This window comes from Halomonas sp. 111, assembly GCF_052379685.1.
Lineage (GTDB): Bacteria > Pseudomonadota > Gammaproteobacteria > Pseudomonadales > Halomonadaceae > Vreelandella > Vreelandella citrativorans.
The window spans coordinates 229,563-243,091 of sequence record NZ_JBQSYV010000002.1 but is presented as its reverse complement, the minus strand read 5'-3'; the positions used below and the strand labels follow the sequence as shown (position 1 = coordinate 243,091).

At 52.5% G+C, this 13,529-nt stretch carries 11 protein-coding genes; 9 read left to right on the top strand and 2 right to left on the bottom strand.

What is annotated here, in order from left to right:
* The first annotated feature begins 92 nt into the window (after positions 1 to 92).
* The 3 genes from lon (at position 93) to ACT3T7_RS02680 (ending at position 4,937) form a co-directional block, all read left to right on the top strand.
* Positions 93 to 2,507: an endopeptidase La gene (gene lon / locus ACT3T7_RS02690; protein ID WP_172118798.1), complete on the top strand. Its 2,415-nt coding sequence runs from the start codon at positions 93 to 95 to the stop codon at positions 2,505 to 2,507.
* Between the two features lie 192 nt (positions 2,508 to 2,699).
* Positions 2,700 to 2,972, top strand: a complete 273-nt coding sequence (locus tag ACT3T7_RS02685) for an HU family DNA-binding protein (protein ID WP_087111465.1) — start codon at positions 2,700 to 2,702, stop codon at positions 2,970 to 2,972.
* A gap of 147 nt (positions 2,973 to 3,119) precedes the next feature.
* On the top strand, positions 3,120 to 4,937 hold the full coding sequence (locus tag ACT3T7_RS02680) for a SurA N-terminal domain-containing protein (protein ID WP_444630004.1): 1,818 nt from the start codon (positions 3,120 to 3,122) through the stop codon (positions 4,935 to 4,937).
* A gap of 67 nt (positions 4,938 to 5,004) precedes the next feature.
* Here ACT3T7_RS02680 and ACT3T7_RS02675 read toward each other — a convergent pair whose 3' ends face one another.
* A complete protein-coding gene (locus ACT3T7_RS02675; protein WP_444630003.1) occupies positions 5,005 to 5,775 on the bottom strand; it encodes a UDP-2,3-diacylglucosamine diphosphatase in 771 nt (256 codons plus the stop codon).
* A 15-nt stretch (positions 5,776 to 5,790) separates the two neighbouring features.
* Positions 5,791 to 6,291, bottom strand: a complete 501-nt coding sequence (locus ACT3T7_RS02670; protein WP_087111461.1) for a peptidylprolyl isomerase — start codon at positions 6,289 to 6,291, stop codon at positions 5,791 to 5,793.
* A gap of 155 nt (positions 6,292 to 6,446) precedes the next feature.
* On the opposite strand from ACT3T7_RS02670, the gene ACT3T7_RS02665 reads away from it, so the two are divergent.
* From ACT3T7_RS02665 to ACT3T7_RS02640, 6 genes are all read left to right on the top strand, one after another.
* Complete coding sequence (locus ACT3T7_RS02665) at positions 6,447 to 8,126, top strand: glutamine--tRNA ligase/YqeY domain fusion protein (protein WP_193054608.1); 1,680 nt, start codon at positions 6,447 to 6,449, stop codon at positions 8,124 to 8,126.
* A 10-nt stretch (positions 8,127 to 8,136) separates the two neighbouring features.
* On the top strand, positions 8,137 to 9,531 hold the full coding sequence (gene cysS, locus ACT3T7_RS02660; protein ID WP_193057201.1) for a cysteine--tRNA ligase: 1,395 nt from the start codon (positions 8,137 to 8,139) through the stop codon (positions 9,529 to 9,531).
* Between the two features lie 112 nt (positions 9,532 to 9,643).
* A complete protein-coding gene (gene osmF / locus ACT3T7_RS02655) occupies positions 9,644 to 10,555 on the top strand; it encodes a glycine betaine ABC transporter substrate-binding protein OsmF (protein ID WP_193054606.1) in 912 nt (303 codons plus the stop codon).
* Positions 10,556 to 10,558: 3 nt separating this feature from the next.
* Positions 10,559 to 11,755 carry an ABC transporter permease gene (locus ACT3T7_RS02650; protein ID WP_172118791.1) on the top strand — a complete coding sequence of 399 codons (1,197 nt, stop codon included), beginning with the start codon at positions 10,559 to 10,561 and terminating at the stop codon, positions 11,753 to 11,755.
* Complete coding sequence (locus ACT3T7_RS02645; protein ID WP_172118790.1) at positions 11,752 to 12,717, top strand: ABC transporter ATP-binding protein; 966 nt, start codon at positions 11,752 to 11,754, stop codon at positions 12,715 to 12,717. Before ACT3T7_RS02650 ends, ACT3T7_RS02645 begins: the two co-directional genes overlap by 4 nt.
* Before the next feature lie 13 nt (positions 12,718 to 12,730).
* The gene (locus tag ACT3T7_RS02640; protein ID WP_193054613.1) at positions 12,731 to 13,489 is read left to right on the top strand and encodes an ABC transporter permease; all 759 of its coding nucleotides are present in this window, start codon (positions 12,731 to 12,733) and stop codon (positions 13,487 to 13,489) included.
* Positions 13,490 to 13,529 lie beyond the last annotated feature (40 nt).

Sequence of the window (13,529 nt, the reverse complement as noted above, 5' to 3'; positions counted from 1 at the left end):
TTGCTCTACACTGCGTAGTACTTTTCATACAGTGATGTACTTGTCTTGGTGTTCCATCAAGTACTCTTCCGATTTGTTGAGGAACGTCTGCGATGCAGCAGAACGCCGAACAGACTCAATGTCTACCTTTATTGCCGTTGCGGGACGTCGTCGTGTATCCGCAAATGGTTATCCCTCTGTTTGTAGGGCGTGAAAAGTCGATTCAGGCGCTTGAAGCTGCGATGGAAGCTGATAAGCGCGTATTGCTAGTGGCTCAGCGAGAAGCTGCCCAGGATGAGCCGGACAATGCCGACCTCTACGCCATGGGCACTGTGGCGGACATTATGCAGCTGCTCAAGCTTCCCGATGGCACTGTAAAAGTGTTGATTGAAGGCAGCTTTCGCGCGGATGTACTGGACATCGAAGAGAACGAAGCGGGCTATACGCAAGCCCATCTTTCTCCTCGAGAGAGCGAGCCCTTAACCAGCCGCGAGCAGGAAGCGCTGGTACGCGTGCTGCTTAATCAATTCGAGCAGTACGTTAAACTGTCGAAAAAAGTGCCCAATGAGGTGCTTAACTCGCTTTCCGGGATTGAAGATCCAAGCCGGCTAGTGGACACCATCTGTGCTCATTTATCGCTAAAAATTGGCGATAAACAGGAGCTTTTAGAGATGGATCGGGTGCGCGATCGTATTGAGCACCTGATGGCCTTAATCGAATCTGAAATTGATCTGCTTCAAGTAGAAAAGCGCATCCGCTCACGTGTTAAAGAGCAGATGGAAAAGACCCAGCGTGAGTACTACTTAAACGAGCAGATGAAAGCCATTCAGAAAGAGATGGGCGAGCTCGACAACGTACCAAATGAAGCCGAAAAGTACGAGAAAGCGATCAAAGAGTCGGGCATGCCACAAGAGGCTGCCGATAAAGCGACTCAAGAGCTGAACAAGCTGAAAATGATGGCTGCTAACTCTGCAGAATCGACCGTCGTGCGCTCCTACCTGGATTGGCTGATAGCGGTCCCTTGGAAAAAGCGTACGCGCGTGAAGCATGATCTTGTGAAAGCGCAAGAAGTGCTTGATGAGGACCATTACGGCCTCGAAGAGGTAAAAGCACGTATCCTTGAGTACTTGGCTGTACAAAAGCGCGTACGCAAGATGAAAGGCCCTGTGCTGTGCCTGGTAGGCCCACCTGGGGTGGGTAAGACCTCGCTGGGCCAATCTATCGCGCGGGCGACCAATCGCAAGTATGTACGCTTGGCATTGGGCGGAGTGCGGGATGAGTCGGAGATTCGTGGCCATCGACGCACTTATATTGGTTCATTGCCCGGTAAGCTAATGCAGCGCATGAGCCGTGCAGGTGTCAAGAATCCACTGTTCCTGCTGGATGAAGTGGATAAGCTCGGCATGGATCATCGTGGCGACCCAGCCTCAGCACTTTTGGAAGTATTGGATCCTGAGCAAAACAACAGCTTCAGCGATCACTACCTGGAACTGGATTACGATCTTTCAGAGACGCTGTTCATCTGTACGGCTAATTCGATGAATATTCCTGGCCCGCTTTTGGACCGTATGGAAATTATTCGTCTGCCAGGCTATACCGAAGATGAAAAGCTGGCGATCGCCAAGCGTTATCTGTTGCCGAAGCAACTCGCTGCCAATGGACTGAAGACAGATGAGCTGGCACTTCAGGATGATGCGCTGCTAGAGCTTATTCGCTACTACTCGCGTGAAGCGGGGGTGCGTGAACTTGAACGCCAGATTGCTAAAGTCTGCCGTAAAGTGCTTCGCGAGCGCTTGGAGCGTAAAGACCTCGAAGAGACGCAAACCCTTTCTGCTGAGCAAATTGAAGCCTATGCCGGCGTACGACGTTACAGCTACGGGCTGGCTGAGCAGGACGACCAGATTGGCCGTGTAACAGGGCTTGCGTGGACATCAGTCGGTGGAGAGCTTCTCAGCATTGAGTCTGTGGTGACGCCAGGTAAAGGGCGAATTAACAAAACGGGCTCGCTCGGCGATGTAATGAAAGAGTCCGTTAGTGCCGCACAAACCGTTGTGAAGGCGCGTGCTCACGGGTTCGGTATTGACCCTGCGCGTTTTGAGAATGAAGACCTGCATATCCATGTGCCAGAAGGGGCTACGCCTAAAGATGGCCCCAGTGCTGGTGTCGCGATGGTAACGGCTATGGTGTCGGCTTATACGCAGCGTGCAGTGCGCTGTGATGTAGCGATGACCGGTGAAGTTAACCTTCGGGGCGAGGTGTTGCCGATAGGCGGCCTGAAGGAGAAATTGCTGGCAGCCCGTCGCGGTGGTATAAAGACCGTCTTGATTCCTGAAGAAAATCGTCGTGATCTCAAGGAAGTACCGGAAAATATCAAGGGTGCACTTGATATTCGTCCGGTACGCTGGATAGATGATGTATTGGCGGTGGCGCTAGTGAGCGATGAAAACGATGAGGGCACGTCTTTAAAAAGTGCTGAAAAGGGTGCTAAAACATCGTTTACTTCCTCCACCGTAGCCAATACACACTAATATTAAAGCCATTGGTCTTTAATGTTTACTTAAAGAATTTGCCCAAAGCCTTGTGCAGCGGGCATTCCACGGTGTGTTTGCTTGACAGGTGTTTCAAGGCATTGCTATAAAACGCAGCTATGCTTTGAGGTTGTACCTTCTGGTGGCCATGCCGTACAGAGCCATTTTTTTGAAACAGTTAAGGGGTGAAGTGTGAATAAGTCTGAGCTGATTGAAGCCATTGCCGCGTCTGCCGATATTCCTAAAGCAGCGGCAACCCGCGCATTGGATGCCATGGTGGAGTCTGTCACCGATAGCCTCAAAAAAGGTGAAAGCGTTTCACTGGTAGGTTTTGGTACCTTCGCTATTAAAGAGCGTGCTGCACGTACTGGCCGTAACCCGCAGACGGGCCAGCCTATCGAAATTAAAGCGGCGAAAGTACCTGGCTTCAAAGCAGGCAAGGCGCTGAAAGACGCCGTTAATTAATTGTTCTGTGTTTATGTAATCTAATGGGCGCATCGCATCCGCGATGCGCCCATGTTATTTTTTGGCCTGGTATTTAAGGGGTTATCCGAAAACGATTTCGGGCAACGTGAAGGTTTATTTATATGGCTGTGTTTATCTGAGGCTAGCATGCTGCAAAGTATTCGAAATGGCTCCAGAAGCTGGGGCGCCAAAATTATTATCGGTCTCATGGTGGCTGCCATGGCGCTGTTTGGGGTGGAATCACTGTTTAGTGTGTTTGGCAGCGATCCCAATGAAGTCGCAAGTGTCAATGGCCAGCCCATCATGCGTCAGCAGGTTGAGCTGGAGGTGCAGCGAGCGCTTCGGTCAGGCCAGGTTCCGCCGGAACAAGAGCGTGCGTTGCGCAATGATATGCTGGACCAGTTGATCACCCAGCAACTGCTTACTCAGTACGCTGATGACGGCGGGTTCTACGTCTCCGATGCACAGTTAGACCAAATTATTGTAGGCCTCCCCGAGTTTCATGATCAAAATGGTCATTTCTCGGCCGACATTTTCCGTAACCGGCTAGCGGGTGCAGGCTATTCACCTCTCTCGTTTCGTCAGGACTTGCGCGTCGACATTAAGCGTCAGCATTTGCAGCAAGGCTTGGCATTCAGCGATTTTAGCCTGCCCAGCGAACAGGCTCGTTTGGCCGAGTTACAAAATCAGCAGCGCAGTTTTCGTTATGTGCTGATGAACAACGACGACGTAGATGTTGATATCAATGTCACCGACGAGCAGGTACAGGCTTACTATGATGCCCATCAGGAGCGTTTCGAGCGGCCTGAGCAGGTACGCGTTGAGTATGTGCTGATTGATCGCCAAGCCATGGCTGCTGAAAGTGAAATTGATGAAGAGACGCTTCGCCAGGCGTGGCGTGAACAGAATCAAAATGCAGATCGGCGTATTTCACATATCATGGTGACCTTTGGTGATGAACGTTCCCGTGAAGAAGCACGCAGCATTGCTGACACTGCTTATGATGACCTGGAAGATGGCGAATCCTTTGCTGATACGGTACTCCGCTACTCTGATGACACAGCAAGTGCCGAGGAAGGAGGCGATCTAGGTACGATTTCGCGCGGTATTTTCGGCAATGCATTTGATGAGGCTGCATTCTCTCTTGCTGAAGGCGAAACGTCGCAGGTCGTTGAAGTTGATGGTGCCTTCCACATTCTGCGAGTGACCGATGTTGATGCCCCCTCGTTTGAAGAGCAGCGCGACACTCTGCGTCAAAACGTGGCGTTAGGAGAAGTTAACGATACGTTTAACGCTAACGTCCAGCAACTGATTGACCAGAGCTTTGCTGCGGACGATTTGCAAAGCGTCGCTGATGATATTGGTTTAACGTTGACGCAAACCGATTGGCTCGCGCGTGGTGAAGGCGAAGGCGTTCTTTCGGAGCCGGGCGTGCTGGATGAAGCCTTCAGCGAAGAGGTGCTGACGGATGGCTATAACAGTGAAGTGATTGAGCTCGACGATGATCGACGCTTGGTCTTGCGTGTGGCCGAACACCGTGAAGCGACGCTGATAAGCCTGGATGACGTTCGCGATGAGGTAGAGCAGTCCGTTGCCGCCCAACAGCGTCAACAAGCCATGCTTGAGCAGGCTCAAGCAATGACCTCTTCGCTTAATGCGGGTGAGACGCTCGACGTCAATTGGCTTGAAGCCACTAACGTTAGTCGTCAGCAGAATAGTTCTTTACCTCAAGGGTTGGTGTCGGAAGTCTTCCGTATGCCGAACCCGGATGAAGGTGAAAGCCAGTACCGGGCTGTTACGCTGTCGCAAGACGTTGCGGTTATCGCGTTGGATGACGTATCGGCAGGCGAAGATAATGATCAAATAGCGGGTTTTGTCGCGCAAATGGCTGAGCAGTTAAGAGCCCAAGCGGTGATCCAGGGCTTGATTGACACCCTGTATCAGGATGCGGATATCAAGCGCTAACGTTGTCAGGTATGAATAAAAAAGCCGATCATCGATTGATCGGCTTTTTTGTGTTTGCTGAAGGCAGTTACGCCGCGGGCGGCGTGGCCAAGGAGAATTGACGCAGCCTGGGTTCAGGGCGGTCAGACCCCTCGATAATCACGTCCCAGCCGTGCTGGTCATCCCAGTCACCCAGTACAAAGCGTTTAGCAGGTACGTCTTCCACCGTAAGATCATGAACCTTAGGGCGGTGTGTATGGCCATGGATCATGGTGGCAACGCCATAACGCTCCATCAGTTGTACGACTTCAGCATGGGTCACGTCCATAATCGCTTCTGCCTTGTTGGCGTTGGCATCGCCTGATTGCATGCGTAGGCTTTTGGCAAGCTCCAGGCGCTGCTCAAGAGGCAGCGCTAGAATCTGTGCTTGCCATTCAGGATTGCGCGACTGCTGCCTGAACGCCATATAGGCTTCATCCTGGGTGCATAGGCTGTCGCCATGCAACAGTACAAGCGGCACGCCCTCCAACTCCACTTCCTGCACATCGGAGAGTAGTGTTGCCTGGCAGGCATTAACAAACCGTTCGCCCAGCAGAAAGTCACGGTTGCCATGAGACAGATAAATAGCCGTGCCGTCATCGCTCAGCTTGCGTAAGCGTTGGATGACTTCAAGCGCCACGGCGCTAAGGGGATGCTGAGTGTCGAGTAAGTCATCACCCATCCACGCATCAAAAAGATCACCCAAAATATAAAGGGCGCTTGCGCCCTGGGCCGTTTGTTCCAGATAGCGATAAAACCCCTGATTGATCTCAGGGGTGTCGCTGCTTAAGTGCATGTCAGCTACAAGCAGTGTGCGCATGATGCTCCCGAAGAGTTATTCTGCTTCTTTTACATAAGCACGCTCAATGATCACATCTTCCGCAGGCACATCCGCATGCATGCCACGGCGTGTTGTGCTCACACCCTTAATGGCGTTGACCACGTCCATACCATCAACTACTTCACCAAAAACGGCGTAACCCCAACCTTGAAGGCTTTTTCCGCTGTGATCCAAAAAGCCGTTGTCGCCAACATTAATAAAAAACTGGCCAGTCGCCGAATGGGGGTCTTGCGTTCGAGCCATGGCAAGCGTGCCGATAGTGTTCTTTAAGCCATTATCCGCTTCATTCTCGATCGAATCACGTGTCGGCTTCTGGTTGAAATCCTGATCAAAGCCACCGCCTTGCACCATAAACCCGTCAATGACGCGGTGAAACAGTGTGCCATCGTAAAATCCATCACGAACATACTGCTCGAAGTTAGCCGCTGTTACCGGCGCTTTTTCATGATTAAGCGCGATAGTGATGTCACCGTGGTTTGTCTGTAATACGATCATGAATAAATTCCTGTTCAATGAAGACGTTCGCCTTGGCGCTGTGCATCGGCGTCACGCTATAATAGCGGTTTTGCTTGGCACCGCGAAGCGCTAACCTAATAGCGTAGGCAGAGGTTGCCTGGCACGCCATCCACCACGAGGTTTTCAACACCACCATGACCAACGAGACCACCCCAGCGCCGAACTTCATTCGCAACCAAGTACGCGACGAGATCGAGGGCGGCCAGGTCACAAAAATCGTGACGCGTTTTCCCCCAGAGCCGAACGGTTTTCTGCACATCGGCCACGCAAAGTCGATCTGCTTAAATTTCGGATTGGCGGAGCAAATGGGTGGTGAGTGTCATCTGCGTTTTGACGACACCAACCCGGCGAAAGAAGAGCAGGCTTATATTGACGCCATCAAAGAAGACGTCAGTTGGTTAGGTTTTAGCTGGGCGGGCCCGGTTCGCTTTGCTTCTGACTACTTTGACCAGCTTTATGCCTGGGCACAGCATTTAATTCGCGAAGGCAAAGCCTACGTGGATGATCTCTCGCCCGATGAGATCCGTGAGTATCGCGGTACGCTAACCGCTCCTGGCAAGCCAAGCCCTTACCGCGAACGTAGCGTTGAGGAGAACCTGGATTTACTCGAGCGTATGCGTGTTGGCGAATTCGGTGAAAGTGAAAAAGTGCTACGTGCCAAAATCGATATGGCATCGCCTAACATCAACTTGCGCGATCCCATCTTGTATCGCATTCGTCATGCGAATCATCACCAAACCGGCGATAAATGGAAGATTTATCCTTCCTACGACTTCACTCATGGGCAGTCGGATGCGATCGAAGGCATCACTCACTCAATCTGTACGCTGGAATTTGAAGACCACCGTCCGCTATATGAGTGGTTCCTGAATAATCTCCCGGTTCCCGCCAAACCACGTCAGATTGAGTTTGCGCGCTTAAACCTGGATTATACGCTGACCTCTAAACGCAAATTGAAGCTGTTAGTGGACGAGCAGATCGTAGACGGCTGGGATGACCCACGGATGCCGACGATTTCCGGCATGCGCCGCCGTGGTTATACCGCCGCCTCTATTCGTAAATTCTGCGAAATGATCGGCGTGACGCGTGCCGATGGCGGGCTTGTCGATATCGCCATGCTGACCCACGCTATTCGCTCGGACCTTGAAGATAACGCGCCGCGTGCCATGTGCGTGCTGAAACCGCTCAAGGTCGTACTGACTAATGTGGCAGAAGACCACGAGGAAGTGTACGACGTGCCGGGGCACCCCGCGCGTGACGACATGCCGACGCGTAAGGTACCGTTTGGTCGCGAGCTGTACATCGACCAGGATGACTTCATGGAAGATGCACCCAAGAAGTTCTTCCGCTTGGCGCCAGGCAAGGAAGTTCGCTTGCGCAACAGCTACGTCATCCGGTGTGACGAGGTGATCAAGAACGACGCCGGTGAAGTGGTTGAGTTGCGCTGTTCGGTGGACTTCGACACGCTCGGCAAAAATCCGGAAGGGCGCAAGGTGAAAGGCGTGGTTCACTGGGTCAGCGCCACTCACGGTGTGCCCATGGAAGTGCGTCTGTATGACAATCTGTTCATGGTCGAGCAACCGGACCGTGACAAGGATGTCGATTTCCTTGAGCACCTGAACCCAGAATCATTGGTCATCTGCCAGGCAATCGGCGAGCCAAGTCTGGCCAAAGCCGTGCCGGAAGATCGTTTCCAGTTTGAACGCATGGGTTACTTCTGCGCTGACCGTCATCTCTCCAAGCCGGGGCAACTGGTGTTTAACCGTACCGTAGGGTTGAAAGATAGCTGGGCGAAAATCAAACAGAAAGGTTAAGGATCGTCATATGCAAATTTACAATACGCTGACGCGTCGCAAGGAGCCATTTACGCCGCTGGTCGCGGGTAAGGTAAGCATGTATGTCTGCGGCATGACGGTGTATGACTATTGTCACCTTGGCCACGCCCGCGTCATGGTCGCATTTGATGTCATTACTCGCTATTTGCGCCACCGTGGCTATGACGTTACCTACGTGCGTAACATCACCGATATCGACGATAAAATCCTTAAGCGTGCTGAGGAGAATGGTGAAAGCATTACGGCGCTAACCGAGCGCATGATTGATGCCATGCATGAAGACGAAGCGCGGCTGAACGTGCTGCCACCCAGCCAAGAGCCTCGTGCAACGGGGCATATTGGGGATATCGTCGGCATGATCGAAACGTTGATCGGAAAAGGTTTTGCCTATCCTGCCGGAAATGGCGATGTGTATTACCGGGTGCGCAAATTCGCCACGTACGGCAAGCTCAATAACCGTCAGCTAGACGATATGCGTTCAGGTGCGCGGGTTGATGTGGATGTTCATAAAGAAGATCCGCTTGATTTTGTGCTTTGGAAAGCGGCAAAACCGGGTGAGGCGCACTGGTCATCACCCTGGGGCGATGGCCGTCCTGGCTGGCATATCGAGTGCTCGGCCATGTCGACCTGCTGTTTGGGGGATACCTTTGATATTCACGGTGGCGGGCCCGATTTGACCTTCCCGCACCACGAAAACGAAATTGCTCAGTCAGAAGCCGCGACGGGGAAAACTTACGTTAACACCTGGATGCATGCGGGCGCTGTCCGTGTGGATCAGGAAAAAATGTCGAAGTCGCTAGGCAACTTCTTCACCATCCGAGACGTATTGGCCGAGCATGATCCGGAAGTGGTGCGTTACCTGTTGGTCGCCAGCCATTACCGGAGTGCGATTAACTACTCGGTTGATTCCCTCGTAGAGGCGCGTAAATCGTTAACGCGCCTTTATACCGCGCTGGATGGCGTCGACACTGCGGCCCAAATGGATGAAGCCGCTAGTCCTTATCGTGACCGCTTCACCCAGGTCATGGACGATGACTTCAATACCCCGGAGGCGCTCGCTGTACTATTTGAGTTGGCGCGAGAGGTTAATCGTGCCAAAAGCGATACACCTGAAAAGGCCGTGGGGCTGGCTGGTGAATTAAAACAGCTCGCTGGTGTGTTGGGGCTTCTCACGCAAACGCCTGCCGCGTTTTTAAAAGGCTCTCAGTCGCAAGGGGTAGCGCTTAGCGAAACGGCTATCCAGGAAAAAATTGCCCAGCGTCAGGCAGCGAAAGCGAGCAAGGATTTTGCTCAGGCAGATGCCGTTCGTGATGAGTTGGCGGCGCTAGGTATCGTGTTAAAAGACTCACGTGAAGGAACTACGTGGGTCATTGAATCTCCTTAGCAAGAGCCGGTGTGCCAGGCGTCGCTATAGCGGCGTCTGGCAGCCACTCAAATGCCACTTATACTAGTTATGCCTCCCCTCACTAAAAGACGTCTACTAAAGGATTGCCAAGATGCGCTTTACTATCAAATCTCTGCTATCTGTCGCTGCCCTGTCGTTGACAACATTAAGCCAAGCGAATGCCAATGAGCCCGTTGTCGTTGCCTCCAAAATCGACACGGAAGGGGCGGTGCTGGGTGAGTTAATCATTCAGACGCTAGAGCGCAACGGCATACCAACGCAAGACCGCCTTCAACTGGGTGCTACGAATGTGGTGCGTACCGCGCTAACTGCTGGAGAAATTGATCTATATCCTGAATACACCGGAAACGGTGCTTTCTTTTTCGATATGGCGGATAGCGATGTATGGAAAGATGCTGACCAGGCACATCAAACCGTACGTGAATTGGATGCGCAAAATGGGTTGGTATGGCTAACGCCTGCGAGCGCGAATAATACCTGGGCCATGAGTATTCGTCAGGATGTTGCAGATGAGCATAATTTGAAAACACTGGATGATCTTACTGCTTATATTGCCGATGGCGGCGATTTCAAATTTGCGGCTAGTGCAGAGTTCGTTGAATCCGCTCAGGCGTTACCCGCTTTTCAAGAGGCGTACGGATTTGAGTTAACGGATGAACAACTGCTGGTGCTTTCAGGCGGTAATACAGCGGCTACAATGCGTGCCGCGGCTCAACAAACCAGTGGCGTTAACGCAGCGATGACCTATGGAACGGATGGCGGCTTAAGTGCCCTGGGCCTGGTGGTATTGGAAGATTCGAAAGGCGTTCAACCTGTCTATCAGCCCGCACCGGTCGTACGAGAAAGTATTCTTGAAGCCTATCCGGATATCGAGCCGCTGCTTCATGATGTATTTACAACCCTGGACGAGGTAACGCTGCAAGCGCTTAACGCGGATGTAGCCGTTAACGGTTTATCGGCAAGTCAGGTCGCTAACGACTATCTCGACCGTTTGGATAACTAATAAATGTCGCTTTTGGATGCGCTGCCCACGCCTCGTTTGGGGCGTGGTGGTTACCCTAATGCTGTTTTAATCAGTTTAAGTGTGGTGATGCTGGCAGCGGTTTGGGGGGTGGATACCGTCAGCGTTGCACCTAACCGAATTGTGCAAGGAGAGAGTGTTAACGTTCAGGGCGCCTTCGGCTGGCCCGGTGCTGTGCTTGTCTCATTACTGGTCATTGCGTTGGGAAGCCTGGCGTATCAGCCCAGCCGTACCCACTATTGGGCGGCCTTGGGCGTAGTGGTATTACTACTGACGCTGATGCCGTTTGGATTAATGGTCGCCAGCCACTTTTTAATAGACCCAGAGCTTCCTCAAGCGCGATTAGGCATCGGGGGCGGTTATTGGGTTGTCTTGTTTATCTCATTGTTAGGTATCGTTGAACTACGCCTGCGGCTTGGTTTAAAACGTTTATGGCCGGTTCTCATATTGTCAGGCGTTGGACTGATTTGGTGGCTTTGCGCGTGGCTCTGGTTAAGCGACTTGGCTCTGGTTCAGGAATTTAAAGCGCGGGATCATCAATTTATACAGGCGATCAGGCAGCATATTTTCCTGGTGAGCACCGCTGTGAGTATGAGTGTGGTAATGGGCACGCTGCTTGCCCTGTTGATGCGTCGCTTTGCCAGGCTGCAAAAGGTTGCTTTTGCGCTGCTTAATTTCCTCCAAACCATCCCTAGCCTGGCACTCTTTGGCCTTTTGCTGGCGCCGCTGGCGTGGCTTGCCGCCAATGTGCCTTTCCTGGCTAAGGTTGGGGTGAGTGGAATTGGTAATACGCCCGCGCTGATTGCGCTGGTGGCTTATAGCCTGCTGCCCATGGTGCGTAATACCTACACTGCCTTGGAAGAGGTCAGTCCGGATACTCTGGAAGCCGCAAGCGCCATGGGCATGCACCGTATTCAGCGGTTTTGGCAGGTTCGCCTGCCCTTGGCTCTGCCTGTGCTGTTGGAGGGTGTGCGTATTACGACGGTTCAAGCCATTGGGCTCACGGCAGTAGCGGCTTTGATTGGCGCAGGGGGCTTAGGTACCTTCATCTTTCAAGGGCTAGGCCAGGCCGCCATGGACATGGTGCTGCTGGGTGCACTGCCCATTTTGATATTAGCTTTGTTAGTGGATGCGGGCCTGGGTGCCTTGGCAGAAGCACTGCGCCCAGGAGGCGTCCAATGATCAAACTTTCACACGTCTCAAAGCGTTTCGGTGCTGAAACGGCAGTTGATGCCATTAATCTAAAAGTGGAAAAAGGCCAGTTTTGTGCGCTGGTAGGTACCTCTGGCTGTGGCAAATCGACCACGTTGCGCATGATCAATCGCTTAATCGAAAAAAGTGATGGTGAGATTACTCTGGATGGCCAGGCCATTGAAGCGTATGACCCGGTCAAGCTGCGCCGCCGGATCGGATATGTGATTCAAAGCACGGGCCTATTCCCTCACTGGACGGTTGCTCGCAATATTGGGCTGGTACCACGCCTACTGAAATGGCCTGCGAAAGATATTCAGGCGCGGGTTGAGGAGCTAATGGGCTTGCTTGGCTTGCCGGTTGCTGAGTTCGCACATAAATATCCGCATCAGCTTTCTGGTGGGCAGGCTCAGCGCGTAGGTGTTGCTCGCGCCCTGGCGGCTGATCCGGATATTTTATTAATGGATGAGCCTTTTGGCGCGCTGGATCCTATCACGCGCGTCAAGTTGCAGGATGAGCTGGCAGGCCTTCAGGCGCGGTTACATAAAACCGTTGTGTTTGTCACACATGATATGGATGAAGCGCTTAAGTTGGCTAATCATCTTGTCGTTATGCGCGATGGCCATATCGTGCAGCAGGGGACACCGCTTTCACTATTACAGCACCCCAAGGACCCTTTTGTTGAATCGCTTTTGGGTGGGCTTGAGCGTGGTTTAAAGCAAGCGGCCTTAACGCGAGTCAAGGACCACATGTCTTCGATGGGTCCAACATTACCCTCGCAATTTCGTATACCCGCTGACTTTTCGTTGCGCCAAGCGCTTTCCATGATGCTGCGCGACCATACGGATCGTCTTGCTGTAGTCGATCAGCAGGATGTTCCAATTGGCGAGCTTTCTCTGCGCAAGATAGTAAAAGAGGCCCAGTTGGAAAAAGGAAGCATGCGTGAAGCCTGATGTGAAGCGTGTGATGCGTTCGACCCAAGTCACCGCAAAGACGGTCTGGTTGTGGCCATTCTTATGGGGCACGCTGTTGGCTGTCTGTATCGTGGGAATACCGCACGCCCAAGGTATCTTTCAATGGATAGAGCCGGATGTTCGGCAGGTTATCTATCAACGTACACCTTTTTATGTGTTGCTTGAGCGCCATGTGCTGGTCGTTGGAGTTGCCGCGATTGTCACTATTAGCCTGGGGGTTGGCGCAGGTATTGCGGTAACGCGTCGAAAAGGGCAGGATTTTTTGCCGTTAGTGTCGCAACTTGCATCACTTGGACAAACGTTTCCCCCCGTGGCGGTATTGGCATTAGCCGTGCCGGTACTGGGTTTTGGCACCTTGCCCATTATTGTAGCGTTGATGCTTTATGGCCTGCTGCCGATTGTACGCAATACCCTGGCAGGGCTTCAGGATGTTGATAAAGATATTAAAACCGCAGCCCGTGCGGTGGGGCTAACACCCCTCCAGGTGCTTTACCAGGTAGAGCTGCCCTTGGCTGCGCCCGTCATATTGGCGGGTATTCGTACCTCGGTGACTATCAATATTGCGACCGCTGCACTCGGTGCCACGGTGGGCGCCAGTAACCTCGGGGACCCGATCATTGCCGGCATTATTAATAACAATATGGCTTACGTCCTTCAGGGTGCCTTGGTGATTGCGCTTCTGGCGCTTACGGTTGATAGCATGTTTGATGCACTTCAAACCAGGCTGCGCTTACGACTCTCTTCTTCCTAACGCCTTGCTTCTAAACCGCCATCTCCTTGAACCGCTCCAG